Genomic DNA, 21150 nt, shown 5'->3' with positions numbered 1-21150 from the left:
GGACGGAATCCTATACTTCTGATTTCTACAGCCTAAAAGGTGGCTATTGCTCAATGTAGCGGGATTCAACACAGCTCTGGAAGCGGACAAGCGAGAGAATGACAGCAGCCAGCAGAGCGATGATCAGCATGCCTATGAAACTGCCTGTTACCGGATCCAGACCAAACACTGATGAAAAAGCCTTGAAGGCCCAGGTGGATGCCGTAAAACCGAGGCTGGTGGTGGCCGAAAAGATTCCCATTACCAGTGGATAGCGCTTGCGTGGAGTCAGATTGGACAGGAGGAAGGGGCAGGTAGCCATATTGATGGCACTGCCCGAACCAACCAAAAAGGCCGATAAACAAACCAGCGGGAAGGAGCGGGTGGTCAGGAAGAGCAGGGCACCCAGGGCCATCAGAAGGAAGGCGACCGGAATGGTCCATTGTCGACAAATCCGCTTGATGGCGTTGATGCTAAGCCCGATGACGACCGAGGAACCCGTGTTGAACATCAGGGCCACCCCGGCTGCGCTGGTGCCGCCCAGACCGTACTTGGCTATGTAGACCGCGAGCTTGTTGTACAGGACCGCGACCAGGAAAATGCTCAGAAACCCGATGAGAATACAGGAAATTGTAGCCCACCAGCATTGTCCTCTTTTCTGGGAGCACGATGCCTTAGAACCTACGGCCTTTTCCGACTCCTCCTCGACGGCACCGACACCGGGGACCATGAAGATGACCAAGACCAGGGCAGGCAAGGCCAGGAAATAGAGCCAATAGTTGTGCAGCCATCCTCCCTTGGCCAGAACACCACCCAGAGCAAGAACCAGCATGGAAGAGCCATCCTGAACAGCCAAGACCAGCCCCATCAGCGCCGCCAACTTCTTCCCGCGGAAGAACCTGGCCGACAGACTGGGGAGAACAGTAGTGGCGATACCTACGCCGAACCCGACGACCAGAGCGAACAGGAGCAGCTGGCTTACGCTGCTGTGCACGAAAAGGGGCATCAAGCCACCCAGTGCGACACACAGGCAGCTGATGCAGCCGGCGGTTCTGAAACTCATTCTGGTCAAGAGCTGACCGAATAAAAGGGCGGAAACTATGGCAGCCGAAGAGCCGATGGAAACCACCGACTCAACGGTGGAAGGATCAGCATGAGGAAAGGATGCCTGAATGGCCGCTACGGAAGGGGAGATAATGGAGTCAAACCGCGACATGACGGCCAAGGCCATGATTCCGACCAGAACCCCAAGATTCCGTCTGGCCAATACCCCTGTGTCCTTGGACTTAGACGTGCCTTGGGCCGGTTCCATCGTTCTTGCCTCCTTCTCAATATCAGCGGCACCATTTGGTTGATGGAGGGCAGTCTACTCCAGCAGCAGAGCCATGCCAACCAAAACAACCAGGAAAAGCATATTAAGTGATGTATAGATCTTCAGATAATCGCCCTTCCTGTCAGGATACTGCTTGACTACAGCCTTGTAGGAGATCAGCGAGGCCATTGAAGCGACCAGGGTTCCGAGCCCGCCCAGGTTGGTGCCCAGAATGATCGAGCGCCAGGCTGTCGAAAAACCTGAGACCAGGAGGGCTGTGGGCACATTGCTGATGACCTGGCTGCACAGGACCGAGGTAATCAGAGGGCGGATATTGACCAGACCACTGACCAGATTATAAAACTGGGGAATCCTTCTGGCATTGCCGATGAAAATGAAGAAAGCCACGAAGGTCAGCAGCAGTCCCCAATCCACATGAAGATAGACCCGCCTGTCGCAGATCAGAAAGGTCACCGCTACCACCAGGACCATGGCCCACTGGGGAATCAGCTTGGCCACACCCAGCAGGCAAACAAGGAAAAGGAATAGATAGAGGGTGATGCGCCATCCGCTGGACCGCTGCATCTCCTTCACCTGAGGCTGTATCCCCTCCTCCCTGGGTGCTAGTATGCTGCGGCGAATCTGCTGCGGATCCATCCCCTCGAACTTGTTCAGATGCTGATTCCTGAAGGCGAACCAGCAGCACAGGAAGAGCATCAGGGCTGCAGCCAGAGCGTAAGGGGCCATGAGGAGCAGGAATTCACCAGTAGGCATCTCGGAGCGGGCCTTGAGATATAAGTTGTGAGCGTTGCCGATGGGGGTCAGCATGCTGCCTACATTGGCACCCAGGGTCATCAGGGTGACGATCAGCAGGGCATGGTTTTCCAGACCAGCCATGATGAGAACAGCGATGGCAAAAGGCACGAAAGTAACCAGGGCCACATCATTCGTGATGAACATACTGGAGAAGAAAGGCAGAGAAACCAGGACCAAGGCCAGGCCCCGCACCGAGCGGACTCGACTCAACAGGCCGGCGCCAATGGCATGGAAGACCCCGATGCGCTGAAATCCGCAGACCACCATCATTAGGGATCCCAGCTGGGTGAGGGTATTGACGTGGATGTAGCCCAGATACTGCCGGTCTGGAGGAATGAGGATGCAGGATACGAGAGCGATGACTGCCGCGACGACCAGGACGGTCTCGTTTTTCAACAGTCCGATCACCCGATGTTGCATGGTCACCTCCGGCGAACGAATTCCTCACTTAGTTTACGCGCCCGCCCCCGGCTTACAGGACCTTGCCAGGCGCTATTTTCCGCTTCTGAGCCTATGGTCGGGACACTCGGCACTTACTGGCTGTTAGCCTATCTTGCCCCGACTTTCGGCCCTTGTCGAATGTTCATAGAGTCGGATACCGGCCGGCTGAAGCATGGAAAGGGGTCCTGCGAATCAGCGCGTTCGCAGAACCCCTATTAGATCGCAATATTACTTGTCATCCATTCGTTCCGGATCGGGAATCAGGTAGGACAGGGCCAGGGCAATCAGCACCAGTACTCCGCCGCCGATCATGGCGGCAACATAGCCGGTGCGGGCTCCCCCGGACGCCGCCAGGCCGCTCATGAATGCGTAGAGGACCGCATAGCTCAGACCTGAGCCCAGGTTGAAGGCTCCGGCGTTGAGTCCCGGCAGATAACCAGTGTTGTCCGCAGGAGACAGGACCACACCCAGCCCGTTGAGCATGATGTTGGCCGTCCCCGCATAGGAGACGCCCAGGATCAGGGAGAGGGCCACCAGACTCCAGATGCTGGGCACCAGGCATACGTAGATGCCGAAGACCAGTCCCAACACGCTCACCAGCTGACCGACTCTCAGAACCTTGAGGTAGCCGAAGCGCGATGCCAGCGTCCCGGCAACCGGGCCGAAGACCAGACCGACCAGGGCATAGGGGGTCAGTGTGGCAAAGGAGACGATGCTGGCCTTCAAACCGACGCCGACCTCGCCGTCCTGGGCCAGGGCCGGAACAATCCCGTTCATGATGGCGAAGACACCGACCATGGTGGTGAGAGTCGTCAGCAGAAGCCCCCAGGTGCGCCGCTGCTTGAGGTAGGTGGTGGTGACCATGGGTGCCGACGTGGTGCTCTCGACTTTCCAGAAAATCATGAAGAAGACCGCAGCCACCAGGATCTCGATGATCACCAGGATCCAGCGCGCCTGTGCCAACTTCTCGACCTCATTGATGGCCAAGTAGGCCGCCAGGAAGGCGATGCAGAGGAAGACCACACCGGCCCAGTCCATGCGGGGACGATCGTCTGCATAGCTCTCACGGGCGAAGAGGGCCACCAGGAGTACGGCGATCACGGCGATGGCCACCATGAACCAGAAGACCGAGCGGAAGCCAAAGGTGCCGGCCAGCCAACCGCCCAGGATGGCATCCACGCCGCCGATGCCGCCGTTGACCGCCGTCAAAATGGCCATAAGCTTGGCGTATCGGGCCTCATCGGTCACCTCGGCGTGCAGCATGATCAGGGTCATGGGTACGACCGGACCGGCCACCCCCTGAATGACGCGACCAATCATGAGCATCGTCACATTGGGAGCCAGAGCGGAGACCACACATCCCAGCGCAGTGAGGCTCAGCATGCCCAACAGCACCTTCTTGCGGCCGGCCAGATCGCCCAGCCGAGGCAGGAAGAGGGAGAAGACCGCACAGGAGGTGAAGAACACCGTCTGGGTCAGACCGATGCTGGAGCTGCTGGCATTGAGCTCGGTCCCCATGGTCGTCAGGGCCGGCGACAGCATGGAGGCGTTGAGCTGGAAGGCGAAGACGGCAGCCATCAGGGCCGTCATCAAGGCGACGATGGAAGAGCCTGAGCCGCCACCGGTCGTGGCAGCGGGCTTGTCGGTCTTGGAAGCGGTTGTGTTCGAAGCCTTCATCGATCTCATCCAATCGCGGTGATGGCCTTGACCACCAGGTCCCAGAATCCCTGGAAGTCCAGCTTGACGGCCACCTGGGTGTGGCAGTCCTCGGCAGAGGGCTCCGGGCCGCGCAGATCGGCCACGGTCATCCCGCAGGTCAGGTCCCCGCGCAGCTCCACATCGACCGGACAACGACGGGTGCTCACAACAGAGGGGTCGATCAGGTAGGCCACAGTGCAGGGATCATGCACCGGCGGATCCACGAAGTCCTGGTTGTCCTGGTAGGACTTGCGGAAGAAGTCCATCAGTCCGCTGACGAAATGGGCCAGATCGGTGCCGATGCCCTCGATGCGCTGCTGGACCTCCGGGGTGCACAGGGCCTGATGGGTCAGATCCAGCCCAACCATGGTGACTGGCCAGGGCTCGTTGAAGACGATATGCGCGGCCTCGGGATCCACCTTTATATTGAATTCGGCGACAGCACTCCAGTTGCCAACATGGTAGCCGCCACCCATGAGCACGACCTCGCGGACGCGGTCGACAATGCGGGGCTCCTTGCGGACAGCCATGGCGATGTTGGTCAGGGGCCCGGTGGGGACCAGGGTCACTGTGCCGGGCTCCTCGCGCATGATGGTTTCGATGATCCAATCGACTGCATGGCCGGGATCCAGGGGCCGGGTAGGCTCAGGCAGCTCGACACCGTCCAGGCCGGTCTGGCCATGGATGGAGGCGGCCACCTCCTGAGGACGCACCAACGGCCTATCACATCCGGCATGGACCGGCACCTGGCGCGCGCGAGCCTTTTCCAACACAGCTCTCGCGTTGTAGGTAACCTTGTCCAGACTTTGGTTGCCGCCAACCGTAGTCACTCCGATCAGGTCGATCCGCGGATCGCCCACCGCCAGAAGGATAGCCACCGCATCGTCATGACCTGGATCACAGTCCAGGATGATCTTGCGCGTCGTCATATACTCGCCTACACCTTTCTCATGAATATGTCCTGGGCCATGGATTATGGCCCAGGACATGATACCGCTGATCGGCATTCAATCGATGTAGGCGCGTTAGGCTGGTCAGTCCCGGACCTGGGCGAACCCACCCACTGCCCAGGCCAGTCGGTTCCGAAGCTCGGGATCGACCGCGAATAGCCCCAATCCGTGTACCCCTCGTTTGAGCAGCACATTGAACTCGTGCCGAAGATTATCCACAGGATTCATCTCCGGCTCCGACCGCTGATTGGTCGCCAATGTGTTGCAACTGAGCTTCGGTTCGAATTCGACCTTTCCATTCCTGTAAGTGACCGAGGGCCCGATGATGACGCCCGCATAGTTGAGGTCAAAACCTTGGATGGTGAAGATGGAGCCCACCTCATCAATAGTGAAGGGCAACTCGGCCCAGGCAATCCGGTGATTCGCAGCAGAGTTTCCCTGCGCCTCATACAGTTCGTAATTCCAGGGCATGGCGAATACACCATCGCCGTCCCGACCCTCTTCGGCCCACACCCACCGGCCTGAATCCTCTTGGCGCAGTACAACCTGCCAGTGTCTGGAGGGATTCTGTGGATCCGGGTGATTCCTGCTGCTGTAAGGCCAGTCATAGGTGGCCAGAAGTCGGCAGAGGCCCAAGGAGCCCTCGCCCCTTTGCTCCTGGTCCTTTTGACGAATGAACTTCCTCAAATCCTTAGGCGAATCAAAGACCTTGATCTCGTAAGTATGCGCCCAGTGATCCGGACGCAGTGGACCGATGACGCCATCCTTGGCTGTCATCCGATCCAGCCAGGCGCATGTTGCGGGATCAGCCTGAATGCGCATCTGTTGATCCAAGCGAACATGACTGACTTGGAAGGTATCCTCGCGTGCATGCTGACCGTCCCTTGATTCTTCGCGGATGAGCATGGGTTGCGAGAAGGTCTTGTCATGTTCGGAACCCGTCAATCCCAGAAGCCGACTTTCCTGGGCATCCACGAACTGGGATCCGCGCAAGACCTGTTCCGGGTCGAAGACCACAATGGCTACTTTTGCCCGCCGCAGAATGTCATAGAGCTGGTTGCCTCCGGAGTAGCTCTGCGACCCTTGCGTCAGCAGCAGGTGCGCCTCGTCAATCAGCACCACATCCGCCTGAGCGTCGACGCTGTTCATGGGGTCCGTCGCCCTGCCTGTGGACCGACCATTTCGATTGGTGTGCTTGCTGAACCGGTTGATGAACTGGACAGCGCCAACCACGCACTGGCCGCGTTGCTTTTGCAGTCCCAGCTTCAAAGCCATTTGATTGTATACATTAGCCTGCTCGGCCTGGTTGACAATGATGTAGGAACGCTGCCTGGCGTTTGCCGAACGGTTATCGTCCTTACCATTCAAATTCCCGTAGATGCCATATCTGGCACATATCTGATAGAAGAGATGGCTGAGCAAAACAGTCTTGCCCGTCCCTGACATGCCTTGGACGACAATGACCTGGGTACGTGCCTTGTCATTGATTCGAACCGGGCCTATCGATTCCGTCATCGAGTGGAAACCCTCGTCACGGTTTTGAATAATGACCGACTCCAGCACATGCAGAACAGCCTCTTCAGCCCGCCGTTGTTCGTCGGTGAGTTTGCGGAAGGGCGAGGCCTTGAACAGGGCAGAGTCCAGGATGGCCTTCTCTTCCGGGAACAGATCGGGCTCCATCTCGTGCAGGGTCTGCCAGGCCTTGGAAAAGATGCTGTCGAACTCATCGCTGGTGTAATACATATCCTGAGCGTTGGTTCTACGGTTCATAACCAGCTTGACCGCGTCTACGCTCTGCATATACCCCATCAACCGATTTTCCATATCCAGGGTCAGGGACTTATTGAAGTGGCGATCACCGATGATGTACTGGCAGACCCTGTCCTGATGATTGCGCATGAATCGAACCAGGCGTTCCCAATCCGTTCGTGTACGCGGATCCAGCTCGATGTGCTGCCTGGTTCGAGAACGGATGTCGTTGGTTTCCCCGACGTAAACCACATAAGGGGGCCCACCACCATGCTTTTTGCTGCTGTCCCTTTCGTCGGCAGAGACAATATATACAGTGGGATAGCGTAGGAACAGCTCCTCAAGCAACCTCCCCTCCAACTTACTGCCCTTACTGCCAACAGCTTTCGCCTGCTTGTACTCAGCGATGGCCTTGGAAAAATCCTCATCTCTGAAATCGCCATAAGGCAGCGTCATCACCACAGGCTGCGGCGCGCTTGATGAATCCATGGTTTTCACTATGCCACGAACCCACACCAATCTGATGGCAGGAGGGCCGACTGATAGGCTCGAAATCATGATCAGCAAGGAAACGGAAACAGCGGTGATGGATTTTGTGCACGAGCGCGACTGGGATCAATTCCACACGCCCGCCAACCTGGCCAAATCAATCTGCATCGAAGCCGCCGAGCTCTTGGAATACTATCAGTGGGGGGATGATCCCAGGGACGGAGATGAAGGCCACGTTACCGACGAACTGGCTGACGTGCTCACCTATTGCATCCAGCTGGCGGACCGGCTGAATCTGGACATGGATCGAATCATCTTGGACAAACTGCAAAGGACGGCCGACAGATATCCGGTGGCAACCTCGCGTGGCTCCAGCCGAAAATACCGACCGCTGCAGTAGGCGGATCGATTCAGCAAGTCTGCGCAGCCGGCAACCCCGATTGCCCGAGTCGCTTGGCGATCAGTGCGGACAGATCATCCAAGGTGACACCAACATAGCTATCTATGGAAGCGAACTGAGGGCCTGATGAGGTGTCGACCGGGTTGGTGCCGGTATAGGCTACAGTGGTAGCTCCTGATGCCACAGCCGAGGTGATACCGGTCAAGGTATCTTCGAAAGCCAGGCAGGATGCCATCAAATCAGGGCTGTTGATGCCCACCAGACCGGCCGCATGCAGATAGGGGGCAGGATCGGGCTTCTGGGCCAGCCCATCATCCCCGCAAACATAGTCTGCAAAAGCCCCCTTGGGCGCCTTGGCGACCACAGCCTGAGCCATGCGGCGTGGCGAAGTAGTGACCAGAATCGAGGGGATGCCAGCCTCAACCAGGTCTGTCAGGATGGCACGAACCCCTTCAATCCATGGCATGTGACGCTCCTCCATGGCGATTACTCCATCGATCAACAAATCCGGAATCTGATCCTCAGGAAGGTCAAGACCACGATCGCGCATCACCCTTGCCACTTTGGTCAGGGGTCTGCCGGAAACCTGCCAACCCATGTCGGCATTCCAGTCTCCCCCATGCTCGCGCACCAGATCGACCTCCGCCTGATGCCAGTAGGGCTCTGAATCGATCAGGGTTCCGTCCATGTCCCAAAAGACCGCGAGCGGTCGGCGACTCACAGCAGACCGGGCTTTGTCAGTCGACCCGGCACGACTTTCCTCCATTTGATGCTCCATGTTCATGCATTCACCCTATCGGCAGGGCTTGTCTTGACAATGGTGCCACCCAAATTACTTGGCATGAAGATCAGGCCACGGATCAGGCAACAGCTCATCCAGACTCACATTAAGCACTTGGGCAACTGCCATGATGTTGATCAAACTGGGATTGGCCGGACTCCCGGGTCGCGACTGGCCATGCTCCAACTGTTGGTATGCGAACCGGGAAAGGTTGGCAGTGTAGGCGACGAACTCTTGGCTGTAGTGCAGAGCCATCCTTCTGCGTTGTATGTTCATGCCCATTATTACGGCGTATTCCGCCCATCCACTCGGTACTTGAGAATGTGCCACAGAGCCAAGATAGAAACCAGAGACAAATTGTCATGCCTTACCGGTAATACTATATCAGTAAGGCATTACTGGTTATTTAAACGAGAGACGAATACCGTGCTCTGTCTTACACCAAAATTGGGTCTGACGTAGTTCAAGCTACTGCCCTTCTTCCTTGTAGCCTACGGAACCACATCGGTCTTCATCAATAGTCTGAATTACTCCACCTCATTCGGGAGGAACTCAACAGCCAACATAGGTCTGCTGGCATTCTTCAACATGCTGCCGGCCCTGCTTATAGCTGTAGTTGGATACGGGTATTTCTTCGTCACTGGAGTCAACGGCCTGTTCGGTAACAACACACAGATACCGGACTGGATGCTGACACCCTTGGTCCCGCTGGCCGTCATGCCTATGGTGACCCGGGCAATCTACCGTCACACCAGAAATCCCTATTTGGGTGGCATCATTACCGCAATCATCGTCACCGTGATGACCTGCATCAACTCCCAGATCTCCTTCCCCGCCTGAGGGGGAACCTCACCTAGCCCAAGTCCTCCCCGTCCCTGGCTACAAGCAAAACTTCGACAAGAACAGGGAGGATCAACTTATTCGACAACCAGTTCACTCGGCGTTGCCGAAGACCTGGTTGCGCAATTCGTTGCGCTGGGTCTCGTACTGGGTGAGCTGGCCAAGAAGGTCGAACTTCTCCTGACCGTCGGGCAACTGATTCATCCGGTGCTTGGCCGAGGCAATCAGCCGCATGTATGTGGCGTCCAGCAGTCTTGCAAGCAGCTCGGAGGCATACTGACGCTCCTCCGGGCTAGGCTGCTTCAGCTGAACATCCGCGTCCTCGGAGCCCGCACCCTGATTGTCCCCGTTGTCACTTTTCTCGGAGCCCGGTCCTGTGCCCCTCTGCCTATCCTCCTGCTTATCCAAATTCAGCGGCAAGGGCATAACGGCCAGCTCGTTGATGGCCGACTCCAGCATGGGGCCGCCTGCCTTGGTCAAATTATGCATCCACAGTCCCTGGGGCGTCTTCCTGTCGGGCAGCCCTCCGGCGGCCTGCACAGCCCGATAGAGCGAGCGGAAGATCGGAACCTCGAAACTGTCCGGACTCAGCTGGCCGAAGGCATCCGACCCGACCGCTCTGGGAATCTGTATAAGCACGCCCATGAACTGCTGCTCGCAGATGAAGACAGAATCATCGATGTGATGATAGCCCTGTCGGAGGGCATCCTCACGCTGTACCCTGCGGCGTCGCATGGCATCGTCACTGCCATGGCCCGCGCGACCCTCCGATTCGCCCGCACCGCGGTGAGGAGTGCGGACCGCATAAGCATCCTGGTCCTTCACATGCAGCTTGCGACGGGCCCTGTTGACCTCCTGGCGCAGCAGATCCAGATCCACGCCGATTTTTCTGGCGGTCTTGCGGGTATAGGCCCCCACCAGGGAGCGATCCCTGATCTGGGCCAAAATGGGTGCAACGGCCTTGACCGCACCCATCTGTCCGGTGGTGTACTGGGTATCGAACATGGCCACGGCGGTGTCGATGACGAAGTCGTACAGCGGTCGGGCATGCTCCACCAGGGATCGCACGGCCTCATCGCCATATTGGATGCGCAGATCACAGGGATCCAGATTCTCCCGGGCCACCGCCACGAAGGTCTGCGTCAGAAAGCTCCCGTCAAGGCCGAAGGCGTGCAGGGCGGCCTTCTGTCCGGCTGCATCCCCGTCGAAGGTGAAGACCACCCGGGAGCCTTGGACCGGCCCCACCAGCTGGATGGCGCCAAGGGCGTCGTCGGAGATGAGCCGGCGGACGATCTTGGCATGGTCCTCGCCGAATGCGGTACCGCAGGTGGCTACAGCCGTGTCGACGCCGGCAAGGTGACAGGCCATGACGTCGGTGTAACCCTCAACGATGACAACCTGCCGCTTTTTGACGATGGCGTCCTTGGCCAGATCGATGCCGTAGAGCACCTGGTTCTTGCGGTAGAGCTGGGTGTCAGGCGTGTTGATGTACTTGGCGTTGATTCCGTCGTCCTCGTAGAGCTTGCGAGCGCCGAAGCCCAGGGTCCGGCCCGTGGAATCCCTGATGGGCCAGGTAACCCTGCCCCGAAAGTAGTCGTAGACTCCCCGCTGCCCCTGCCTGGCCAGCCCGGCATCCAGCATCTCCTGCTGGGTGAAACCCTTGGTGGACAGGTGGCGAACCAGGTTGTCCCATCCGCGTGGGGCGTATCCGCAGCCGAAATGGGCGCTGTCAGCCTGGGAGAAGGTCCTGCCCGCCAAGAGCTTTCGCGCGGCCAGCGCCTCCTTGCTCATGATCTGCGAGACGAAAAACCGCTGGGCCTCCTCGTTGGCCTCCAGCAACCGGGAACGTTTGGACCCGCGACGCTTGTCCTGACGGGAGTTTTCGTAATGCAGCTCGATCTGGTACTTGTCAGCCAGGATCTCGACGGCATCGCCGAACTCGACGTTCTCCTCCTGCTCAACATAGGTGAAGACATCGCCGCCCAGACCGCAACCGAAGCAGTGCCAGACCCCCATGGAAGGACGCACCGAGAAGGAGGGCGACTTTTCGTCATGGAAAGGGCACAGGCCCATGTAAGTGCCGGAACCGGAGGGCTTCAGAGTCACGCTTTCAGATACGATCTCATACAGATCGGCCTTGGCTCTGACCTTCTCGATGTCTTCCTTCTTGATCATTCCGGACATGACACCCAGCCTACCGGTTCAGGGCGATGTGTTGCGCCCGGCATAAATACCGCAGGCCTAGGGGCAGACCAGGGAATGCAGGGCCAGCGCCGAACCGTCGGTCAGGGAGGCCACCTGGTCGATGGCCACCCTCAGGCGTTCACCATCCGAACCCGCCTGGCGCCAATCCTCCAGGAAGACATCCTCCAGAGCATCCGAGGGGGCTGGCGAGTCGGCCATCATAACCTCAACCAGGTCGGTCACGATTTTCAGCTGCTCTGCGTGGAAGGGCTCCTTCTCACGGGGAGCCATGACGAAGTAGACGGCAATCCCCTTCAAGGCCACAATCTCGTAGGAGGTCCGGGCAGGAATGACCAGCCCCGCCGAATACCTGGTCAGCGGGCCTTGGCCGTGGCGGCTTCGGGTGGCCGCCTCCACGGAGTCGGCAAAGCGTCCGATCAGGTAACTGGTGGTGTTTTTCAACGTAGCCAGGGCCCGGCGTGAACCGTCGAAGCCCGTCGGCAGCATGCCACGGACGGCCTCCAAGGCTCGGACCAACTGGTCGGCATCCCATCGGTCCCCATACCAGGATCGGGCGGCCCGGACCACGCCATCGATGATCCGGGGCTCAGCCAGCCGTTCAGGCACGAAGGAACCGACCACAATGGCGTCCTCCACGTCATGGACGCTGTAGGCGATGTCGTCAGCCAGGTCCATGACCTGGCACTCCATAGGTGTGCTGGCCTGCGGCGCCCCCTGCTTAAGCCAATGGAAGACCTCCTGGTCGTCCGGATAGACGCAGAACTTGGCGGTCCTCTCCCCCTTGGGATGAGCCGAGGCCTCGGCCAGGGTCCAGGGATACTTGACCGCAGCGTCCAGGGCAGCCCTGGTCAGGTTGACCCCTGCTGAACGTCCGTCCGGGTGGAAGACCTTGGGCTCCAGCCTGGTCAGTAGTCGAAGGGTCTGCGCGTTGCCCTCGAATCCCCCTATATCCGAGGCCAGCGAGGACAGGGCACGTTCGCCGTTGTGGCCGAAGGGCGGATGACCCAGGTCATGGGCCAGGCAGGCACAGTCCACCACATCGGGGTCGCAGCCCAGCATGGTCCCGATCTGCCGTCCAATCTGGGCCACTTCAAGAGTGTGGGTCAGCCGTGTGCGGGCAAAGTCGTCAGTGCCGGCGACCAGGATCTGCGTCTTGGCCCCCAACCGACGCAGCGCCGAAGAATGGACCAGGCGCGCCCGATCACGTTCGAAAGGAGTCCTGCCGCTGGTCTTTGGAGGCTCTGGAGCCCACCTTTCCTGATCCCGGGCGGAATAGCCCTCGGCCAGCAGGCGGGAACCGCCCTCCTCGTCAGTGCCCATCAGGCGTGTCCGCTCTGTTCAGTCCAGATTGTCCACGACCACCACTTCAGTGGGCACATTGCCCGCCGTGGCCTTGGAATAGGGGCAGAGCTCCTGGGTGCGCTCCACCAGACGGGTGGCCAGATCACGATCGACACCAGGCAGGCAGACCTCGATCAGAGCCTTGATGCCGAAGGACTCGCCCTGGTCACCGAGGGAGATATGGGTGCGCACCCTGCTCTGGGCCAGCTTGGTGGCCGGCACGCGCAACTCCTTGCCGGCCAGTCCCATGGCTCCCTGGAAGCAGGCGCCCCAGCCGATTGCGAAAAGCTGCTCGGGGTTGGTACCCTGGCCCTTGCCCCCCATGGCCTTGGGTGTGTCCAGGTCCAGGGAGAGGTCGGGCTCATGGCTGTCCGCATGGCCCTCGCGACCACCGGTGATGTCAGCTACGGCTGTGTATGAGATATTGCTTGGTTCATTTCCTGTATATGTAGTCATAACCTCATCTCACCACTTATATTGCCTCTTGACAAGGCCCCGACCCCAGGTTCTACCTGTGATAGTGGTCTCAAAGAATTGATTCAGGGGCGATCAGGTGCAGGTCGGAGGGGTCGACCACCTCATGCACACCCATGTAGAGCCGTGGAATCCTGCTACGCAGGCAGGTGAAGATCTCATAACTTATGGTATCGGCGGCCCGGGCCCAGTCATCGGCGGTTGGCTCAGCCTGATCCTCCCCCTTGCCCGGCCCGAAGAGAACCACGGTATCGCCCTCGCTCACTCCCAAATCCGAAGCCATACCCTTGAGATCCAGTACGCACTGGTCCATACAGACCCTTCCAGCGACACGAACCAGCCTGGGCCCTTGGCGAGTCATCAGACGGACGGGACCGCCCAGGTGCTCGCGGCCCATGGCACCCTCGCGGTCGAAGCCCGAGGCTGACCGATGGATACCATCAGCGTAGCCCAGCGGCATGATGGCCGTGCTTGTGGGATTCTCAGTCAGATAGGTACGCCCGTAAGAGATGCCATGACCGGCGGGCATATCCTTGACGGTGCCCAACTGGGCCTGGAGGGTCATTGCCGGACGCAGACCATAATCGGCCGAAACCCCCATGGAGGGATCGGGCTCGTAACCGTACAGGCCGACGCCAGGACGGGTCAGGTCATAACGTATCCCAGGACGGGTGAGCGTGGCTGCGGTATTGGCCAGATGCCGGATTTCAGGCTTCATGCCTGCGGCGGTCATCCTATCGGAGAACTCCTCGAAGAGGGCGATTTGCTCGTCAGTGGACGACACGAACTCGTCAACGTCAGGCATGTCGGCCACTGCCAGGTGGCTGAAGAGCCCCACAGGTTCCAACAGACCCTGGGCGGCCAGGCGGGAGAGCTCACGCAGGGCATCCTCGAAGGTTTCAGGAGTGAAGCCGTTGCGTCCAAAGCCGGTGTCCACCTTGATATGGACTCGGGCAGGCCTGCCGACCTGGTCTGCCGCCTGCGCCGCCATGTCCATGGTCTTCAGGGAACCAACACCCAGGTCAATGTCAGACTGAATCAGCTGGTCGAAGGGCGCGCGGTCCCCATTGAACATCCAGGACAGAATCCGGCAACGGTCGGGGCCGATGCCTGCTCGGCGCAGACGAAGGGCCTCACTGGACTGGGCCGTGCCAAGCCAGGTGGCCCCGCCGGACAAGGCCGCCAGAGCGGCGGGGATGAGCCCGTGTCCGTAGGCATCGGCCTTAACCACACCCATGACTGCAGCAGCGGGGTTCGTAGAATGAACCATATTCACCAGGGTGGCCATATTGGCCTTCAAGGTCCGCAAGTCCACGATGATCTGTCCAGGATAGGCCCGAAGAGCTTGCTCGTAATGCTGCTGGCCCTCGGGCCCGGAAAACCGCCATGCCGGTGCTGCACTCAATGTCATGGCTCCATTGTGCGACGCCGCTGCGACGGTCGGCACCCGCCCTCAGACGGCGATCAGTCGCTTGGCGGCCCTTTCGCGCTCAGCCAGGTCAAGGGGCCGATCGTGCCGCTGGTAAGCCACCCGCACGTTCTCGATCTCCTTGTTCTCAGGCATGATGATGTTGCCGCAGCGGGTGAACCCATGAGTCTCCAGGATGTGCTGCATGGCGTAGTTCTTCAGTCCCGTATCGGCACGGATGTTCTCGTATCGGCGCATGCTCCAGTCAAGCAGGTCCCCGGCCGCGTGACGCCCCAGCCCCGAGGCGGCCACCCGATGGATGGTGGTATAGGGCCGATCGTCCAGCCAGCTGCCATCAATGACCTTATAATCTGGTTCCGGGTCATGGAAGAGGGCGAAAACACCGATGATGCGCTCGTGGCTACCCTTATGCTCGTCCAACTCAGGTTCAGGGTAGACGGGATCCTCAGGGATTTGATCCATACCAGCTGCATCGTCAACCAAGAGCATGGTGTGGCCCCCGGCAATGTCCTCGCGGATGCGCTCAGGCAGAGGGTACTTGTCCCCCCACTGACGGGGGTTGCCGGTCTCGGCCATCCGCTTTCTGGCGTAGGCGTAGACAGGCATGATCGCCTCAAAGTCGTCCATGGTGGCATGACGGATCCAACGTGCGGTCTCCATCGCGTACCTGCTCACTGTGGCTACCTCTTTCTCGACCGGTGCGGCAGGGACGAGACCCGCCCCCGCGATTGCCGAAGTACGAGTGTATCCATCAGCAGGCAGTCACGAAGTGAGTACGCATTGAGCGAATCGGGGAATAGTTTGGGCTATTGTGCACTCTCCTGAACCCGATCTTCCGAGCGCAAACGACGAGCACGGGTCAGGTTGACCACGCTGTGTCGGCTGACCAGACGGGTTGGCATGACCACATGCCGCTGGAACTCCTTGCCCTGGCGTGCATCAAGAATCATTCCCACCGCCATCCTGGCCATCAAATCAAATGGCTGGTCCACCGTGGTAAGAGCGGGCATCAGATAAGAGGATGGATATACGTTGTCGAATCCGACCACAGACAGGTCCTGCCCGGGCTCCAGCCCACGTTCGCGCGCCGCTCTGTAGATATTGACGGCTGTCAAGTCGTTGCAGGCCAGAATCGCTGTTGGACGATGCGCGCGGTCCAGCAGATCACAGGCGGCTTGGTACCCTCTGTCAGGCAAATAGTCTCCCTGCTGAACCATATTTGACGGCAGACTGGCACCAATGGCCGCCAATGCTGCTCGGTATCCAGCCAGTCTGGCCTGCGCGGATTGCACATTCGCCGGTCCAGCGATAACGCCAATGCACCGGTGCCCGGCATCAAGAAGGCATTTGGCCGCTTGGTATCCTCCGGTCCAATTGTCTAGCGTTATGCTCATGTCCTCATCGCTTACCAAGTCCACCGGATCGACCGCCACTAGGGGAATGCCCCTTGCCTTGAGCACATTCTTGCCCTCCTGGTCTATGGAGGACATCTGGGTGATCACACCCAGCGGGTTGCGATCAATTATCCCCCTCAGGCATTCCTCGGCACGCCGCTGGTGATCGGTCTGTGTCACCGTCAGAGCCAAACCGGCATCCAAAGCCCACTTTGAGGCATAACGTATCATCTCAATAGTGCCATTGTTGGCAATATAATCCACAACCAGCTCAATAGTCTGAGCAATTTTCGTGCTGACAAGCGGATGCGCATAGCCCTCGTCTGCCAAAGCTTTTTCGACCCTTCGACGGGTTTTTGCTGCCACGCCCGGTCGACCGTTGATCACCTTGGAGACGGTCGAAGCAGAGATGCCGAGCTGCTCGGCTATGGCGCCAACGTGCGGATTGCCTGGTTCCTGTCTGGCCATGTGCGTCCTTTCCATTACCAACCAATCGTAACCAAGGAAGCAGCGAAAGCATCCACGTCGGATTTAGAATTTTTACATTTCTAAGTTTCAAATTTCTATTTCTACGCCTATACTGGGGTATACGTTCACAAGATTGGCAAAGGAGCCACGATGAGTACTATCACTGCGGTGAAAACGTATGACTTTCGTTTTCCCACTTCTCTGACCCTCTCAGGGTCGGATGCCATGAACAAAGACCCAGACTATTCGGCTGCCTATGTGGAAATACACACCTCGGCTGACGACGGCATCAAAGGTTGTGGTCTGGTCTTCACCATCGGACGAGGCAACGATGTTGTTTGCAGAGCCATAGATTCCATAGGAGAGACTCTGCGTGGCCTAGAGGTTGAACGTCTGCTGGACAGCATGGGTCTGGCCTGGGACCTATTGGTCCATGACTCACAGCTGCGCTGGCTGGGGCCCGAAAAGGGAGTCGAGCACATGGCCATTGGCGCACTGCTGAGCGCCCTTTGGGACATGAAAGCCAAAAGGGCGAGAAAACCCTTGTGGTTGCTGCTGGCTGAAATGGATCCTGAGGATCTTGTCAGCACATTGGACTTTCGATATCTGTCTGACGCCCTGCGCCCCGAGGAGGCCATAGACATCCTCAAGGATGGGCAATCCGGCAAGCAGGAGCGCATCGAGGACATTCGTCAGCACGGGTACCCCGGTTATTCGACAGCACCAGGTTGGCTTGGCTATAGCGACGAAAAAATGGTGGAGATCGCTAAACGGGAGACGCAGGAAAAGGGCTTTAAGCAGATCAAGCTCAAGGTAGGCCAGAACCTCGATGATGACATACGCCGCCTGGGACTGGCCAGGGATGCCATCGGTCCCGACGTCCGCCTGGCCGTCGACGCTAATCAGGTCTGGGATGTCCCGCAAGCCATTGATTGGATCAACCATTTCCATGACTTCGACCTGGCATGGGTCGAAGAGCCCACCAGCCCCGACGACATCATCGGCCACGCAACCATTGCCAGGGCCATCAATCCCATCCCCGTGGCAACCGGCGAACAGATGCAGAACCGCATCATGTTCAAGCAATTCCTGCAGGCTAACGCCTTCGGCATCATGCAGATCGACGCCACCAGAGTGGCAGGCCCCCAGGAGATAGTTCTGGAATACCTGCTGGCTCGCAAGTTCCACAAGATAGTCTGCCCCCACGCCGGCGGGGTCGGATTGTGCGAGATGGTCTGCCACTTCGCCATGTTCGACTACGCAGCCGTCTCCTGCACCACACAGGGCCGAATGATCGAATACGTAGACAACCAGCACGAATATTTCGTGAACCCCGTGCGTATCAGCCAAGGCATGTATCAGGCACCGACCGCTCCCGGCAATGGGGCTGAAATGACCGTGGAGACTGCACAGCGCTACCTCCATCAGAAGTGACCTAGGGCCACCTCAATCAAAATCCGGTCCAATCACTGGACCTCTAACAAATCATCCATCCATATAGACAAAGGAGTTCTCATGGATTTGCATCTCAAGAACAAGGTATTCATCATCACCGGTGGCTTCAAGGGCATCGGCAGGGGCATAACCCTACAACTGGCCCAGGAGGGCGCCATAACCGCAGTCATAGACCGTGACGAGTCAGCCAGGGACCAGTTCTGCAAAGACATCGAGGCCTATACCGATACCTACCGGACCTTCATTTTGGATCTGAATGACACCGACGGCATAGCCCCCATTGTGGAGCAGGTACACAAGGAATTCGGCCATATCGATGGCATAGTCAACAACGCTGGAGTCAACGACAACAAAGCTTTGGAAACCACTGACTGGCGGGAGTTCGAGCGTTCCGTACACGGCAATCTCACCCACTACTACGAGCTCATGCATGCCTCTTGTGCCTACCTCAAGGAAAGCCACGGATCCGTCATCAACATCACCTCCAAAACCGCCGTGACCGGTCAGGGCAAGACCAGCGCCTACGCGGCAGCCAAGGGCGGAGTTCTGGGCCTGACCAGAGAATGGGCTGCGGCCTTGGTGCACGATGACGTACGAGTGAACGCCATCGTGGTCTCGGAATGCTGGACCCCGCTCTATGCCGACTGGATCAAGACCTTTGGCGATGAAAAGGCCCAGCAGGCCCGTCTCTCAGTCATCACAGACAAGATTCCTCTGGAACATCGCATGACCACACCCGAGGAGATCGGGAACACCGCCACTTTCCTGCTCTCTGATCGCGCATCACACACCACCGGCCAATGGGTGTTCGTCGATGGCGGATACGTCCACCTGGACCGGGCACTGAATTGAGCTCTGCCATGGAAAATACAAATACACGAAACAAGGGCGGGTCCAAGGCCACTGTCGCCATAACCCTGGTCATCGGACTCTTCTTCATCTGGGGATTGACCATGAATCTGGTCAACGCCCTCAACAGCCCATTCAGCAACTACATGGAGCTGAACAGCACCCAGGCATCGCTACTGCAGGTGGCCTACTACGGAGCCTACTTCGTCATGGCCATCCCCGCAGGAATCATCTCCAAGCGCTTCGGCTACAAGGGCGGGGTCATTTCCGGACTGATACTGTTCGCGGTTGGAGCATTCATCGTGGTGCCAGCCACAAATATGGCCAGCTACGGACTCTTCTTATTCGCCATGTTCGTGGTAGCGCTGGGAGCCTCCTCGCTGGAGACCAACTGCAACCCTTATGTCACCAAGCTGGGCGACGAAAAAGGCGAATCCTTCAGACTCAATCTGGCACAGAGCTTCAACGGCGTCGGCAACGTGGTAGGGCCTCTGATTTTGGGCAGAGTCCTGTCCAAAACCCTGACCCCAAAAGAGCCGGGCTTTGAGCAAGCCAAGGTCAAGTTCCTGTCAGATACCAGAATGATCTATATCGTCATCGGCATCGTCCTGCTGCTGGTGTTAGCTGTCTTCATCGTCTTCAAACTGCCAACACCGCCCGGCGATGACGAGCAGGAGGGGGAAACTGGCACCGGTTCCGGCACCTCAAGTCTGTTGAAACGCCCTTACTTCGTACTGGGCGTGATTGCCGAGTTCATTTTTATCGGCTTGCAGGTGGCAGGCATGGCCATGTTCTCCGCTTATGCCCTCAAACACTGGGGCGCCGGCATCACCGCCGGTATGGCTGCCACACTGTTGGCCTTGCTGTCGCTACTGTTCACCCTTGGGCGGTTCCTGACCACTCCGTTAATGACCAAATTCGATGCCGGCAAGATACTGGGCATCTACATGTGCATCACAGCCGTGCTGATGGTTCTGGTATTCCTAGGTCTGGGACGATTCTCGGTCATTTGCTTCCTGGTTGCCTATCTGTTCATATCAATCGGATACCCCACCATCTTCTCGCTGACGCTCAAGGGCATCAGGGGCAACGATGCCAAGACCGGCTCTTCGGCGCTGGTCATGAGTATCGTCGGAGCAGCCCTGATCCCGCTGCTGCTGGGTGCCATTCAGGATGCCATGGGCATCGAAATCGCCATGCTGGTGACCGTGCCCGGATTCCTCTACATCGCCTGGTATGCCTTCCGTGGGTGCCGCATAGGTCTTAAGCAGGGAGCCTGACATGACACGACAACTACAGGTCATCGATGCTCACTTCCATATGTGGAATCTTGAGCGGCAGCATCTGCCTTGGCTGGACGGAATGCCCTCACTGAACCGAAGCTTTCCCCTTCATGAGCTCGAAAACGAGTACGAGCAGCTGGGAGCGGAATTTCTGGGCGGAGTCTATGTGGAAGTAGACTCGGATGACCCCCTGTTAGAGGACCGCTTGGTCTATGAGAACAATGACCCCAAAATCCTTGCCCGAATGCTCCGAGCCCAGGTAGGGCCCTATATGAGAGTGCCCATCAACGCTACGGGCATCAGAGAGCCACTGCATACTGACTCTGCCCCTCGCGGCCGTTGCATGGAACCCTCCTTCATCGCTGGGCTCCACGCCATGGCTGATAAGGGCCTGCCCTTTGAGCTATGCAACCGGGGGGTAGAACTGCCGGACATGGCTCAGGCTTTCTCTCAGGTTCCTTCCCTGACTGTCATCATGGACCATCTGGGCAACATGCCCGACTTGTCGCCGGCCTGCAGAAAGGCCATGCAGGCCATGGCGGCCCTGCCGCATTGCTATATCAAGGTGTCAGGCGACTTGCCGGTCGATCGCGATATCGTCGCCTTCGTCAGAGACACATTTCCCCCGGATAGGATCCTCTATGCCTCCAACTGGCCGGTCGTCACCGTGCACTCCTCACTCAGGGAACACTGGCAACTGATGCTGGACATCTTTGGCCCTGATGAGGACTTCTTCAAGCACAATGCCATGAGGGCCTATGGGATCGATGCCGATATGCTTACTGTGAAAGGGTGAA

General features: G+C 58.4%; 19 protein-coding genes. 6 read left to right on the top strand and 13 right to left on the bottom strand.

Annotated features, from left to right (window positions below):
- Window positions 1–43: 43 nt before the first annotated feature.
- The 5 genes from H3U89_RS06170 to H3U89_RS06150 form a co-directional block, all read right to left on the bottom strand.
- Window positions 44–1291: an MFS transporter gene (locus tag H3U89_RS06170; protein ID WP_198180223.1), complete on the bottom strand. Its 1248-nt coding sequence runs from the start codon at window positions 1289–1291 to the stop codon at window positions 44–46.
- 54 nt (window positions 1292–1345) lie between these two features.
- Window positions 1346–2527: an SLC13 family permease gene (locus H3U89_RS06165; protein ID WP_198180225.1), complete on the bottom strand. Its 1182-nt coding sequence runs from the start codon at window positions 2525–2527 to the stop codon at window positions 1346–1348.
- A 249-nt stretch (window positions 2528–2776) separates the two neighbouring features.
- Window positions 2777–4225, bottom strand: a complete 1449-nt coding sequence (gene uriT, locus H3U89_RS06160; protein ID WP_442859368.1) for a uridine transporter UriT — start codon at window positions 4223–4225, stop codon at window positions 2777–2779.
- 5 nt (window positions 4226–4230) lie between these two features.
- Window positions 4231–5175 carry a uridine-preferring nucleoside hydrolase UriH gene (uriH, locus tag H3U89_RS06155; protein ID WP_198180227.1) on the bottom strand — a complete coding sequence of 315 codons (945 nt, stop codon included), beginning with the start codon at window positions 5173–5175 and terminating at the stop codon, window positions 4231–4233.
- Window positions 5176–5280: 105 nt separating this feature from the next.
- On the bottom strand, window positions 5281–7434 hold the full coding sequence (locus H3U89_RS06150) for a DUF2075 domain-containing protein (RefSeq protein WP_198180229.1): 2154 nt from the start codon (window positions 7432–7434) through the stop codon (window positions 5281–5283).
- Window positions 7435–7501: 67 nt separating this feature from the next.
- Between H3U89_RS06150 and H3U89_RS06145 the strand changes: the two genes are divergently transcribed.
- Window positions 7502–7834 (top strand): nucleotide pyrophosphohydrolase, encoded by a 333-nt coding sequence (locus H3U89_RS06145; protein WP_198180231.1) that lies wholly within the window; start codon window positions 7502–7504, stop codon window positions 7832–7834.
- Window positions 7835–7844: 10 nt separating this feature from the next.
- Here the strand turns inward: H3U89_RS06145 and H3U89_RS06140 are convergent, their stop codons facing one another.
- The gene (locus tag H3U89_RS06140) at window positions 7845–8600 is read right to left on the bottom strand and encodes an HAD family hydrolase (RefSeq protein ID WP_232342733.1); all 756 of its coding nucleotides are present in this window, start codon (window positions 8598–8600) and stop codon (window positions 7845–7847) included.
- A gap of 66 nt (window positions 8601–8666) precedes the next feature.
- Window positions 8667–8891: a helix-turn-helix domain-containing protein gene (locus H3U89_RS06135; protein WP_269748672.1), complete on the bottom strand. Its 225-nt coding sequence runs from the start codon at window positions 8889–8891 to the stop codon at window positions 8667–8669.
- 312 nt (window positions 8892–9203) lie between these two features.
- Here H3U89_RS06135 and H3U89_RS06130 point away from each other — a divergent pair, with 312 nt between their 5' ends.
- A complete protein-coding gene (locus H3U89_RS06130) occupies window positions 9204–9455 on the top strand; it encodes a hypothetical protein (RefSeq protein WP_198177428.1) in 252 nt (83 codons plus the stop codon).
- Between the two features lie 93 nt (window positions 9456–9548).
- Here H3U89_RS06130 and dnaG read toward each other — a convergent pair whose 3' ends face one another.
- From dnaG to H3U89_RS06100, 6 genes are all read right to left on the bottom strand, one after another.
- Window positions 9549–11639 (bottom strand): DNA primase, encoded by a 2091-nt coding sequence (dnaG, locus tag H3U89_RS06125; RefSeq protein WP_198180235.1) that lies wholly within the window; start codon window positions 11637–11639, stop codon window positions 9549–9551.
- Between the two features lie 57 nt (window positions 11640–11696).
- The gene (locus H3U89_RS06120; RefSeq protein ID WP_045935605.1) at window positions 11697–12980 is read right to left on the bottom strand and encodes a deoxyguanosinetriphosphate triphosphohydrolase; all 1284 of its coding nucleotides are present in this window, start codon (window positions 12978–12980) and stop codon (window positions 11697–11699) included.
- An 18-nt stretch (window positions 12981–12998) separates the two neighbouring features.
- On the bottom strand, window positions 12999–13457 hold the full coding sequence (locus H3U89_RS06115) for an Ohr family peroxiredoxin (protein ID WP_045935606.1): 459 nt from the start codon (window positions 13455–13457) through the stop codon (window positions 12999–13001).
- Between the two features lie 70 nt (window positions 13458–13527).
- Window positions 13528–14886: an alanine racemase gene (alr, locus tag H3U89_RS06110; RefSeq protein ID WP_198180237.1), complete on the bottom strand. Its 1359-nt coding sequence runs from the start codon at window positions 14884–14886 to the stop codon at window positions 13528–13530.
- 42 nt (window positions 14887–14928) lie between these two features.
- Window positions 14929–15579: an N-acetyltransferase gene (locus tag H3U89_RS06105; RefSeq protein ID WP_415873562.1), complete on the bottom strand. Its 651-nt coding sequence runs from the start codon at window positions 15577–15579 to the stop codon at window positions 14929–14931.
- A gap of 131 nt (window positions 15580–15710) precedes the next feature.
- Window positions 15711–16766: a LacI family DNA-binding transcriptional regulator gene (locus H3U89_RS06100; protein ID WP_198180239.1), complete on the bottom strand. Its 1056-nt coding sequence runs from the start codon at window positions 16764–16766 to the stop codon at window positions 15711–15713.
- A gap of 150 nt (window positions 16767–16916) precedes the next feature.
- On the opposite strand from H3U89_RS06100, the gene H3U89_RS06095 reads away from it, so the two are divergent.
- From H3U89_RS06095 to H3U89_RS06080, 4 genes are all read left to right on the top strand, one after another.
- Complete coding sequence (locus H3U89_RS06095) at window positions 16917–18200, top strand: enolase C-terminal domain-like protein (RefSeq protein ID WP_045935610.1); 1284 nt, start codon at window positions 16917–16919, stop codon at window positions 18198–18200.
- Window positions 18201–18281: 81 nt separating this feature from the next.
- Window positions 18282–19073 carry an SDR family oxidoreductase gene (locus H3U89_RS06090; protein ID WP_045924701.1) on the top strand — a complete coding sequence of 264 codons (792 nt, stop codon included), beginning with the start codon at window positions 18282–18284 and terminating at the stop codon, window positions 19071–19073.
- 8 nt (window positions 19074–19081) lie between these two features.
- On the top strand, window positions 19082–20350 hold the full coding sequence (locus tag H3U89_RS06085; protein ID WP_198180241.1) for an MFS transporter: 1269 nt from the start codon (window positions 19082–19084) through the stop codon (window positions 20348–20350).
- Between the two features lies 1 nt (window position 20351).
- Window positions 20352–21149 carry an amidohydrolase family protein gene (locus tag H3U89_RS06080; RefSeq protein WP_198180243.1) on the top strand — a complete coding sequence of 266 codons (798 nt, stop codon included), beginning with the start codon at window positions 20352–20354 and terminating at the stop codon, window positions 21147–21149.
- Window position 21150 lies beyond the last annotated feature (1 nt).

Origin of the sequence: Bifidobacterium sp. W8104, from assembly GCF_016100735.1 — a bacterium.
Taxonomy (GTDB): Bacteria; Actinomycetota; Actinomycetes; order Actinomycetales; family Bifidobacteriaceae; genus Bombiscardovia; species Bombiscardovia choladohabitans.
Note: the sequence above shows the minus strand (reverse complement) of the source record. Positions and strands in the feature narration are given on the sequence as shown.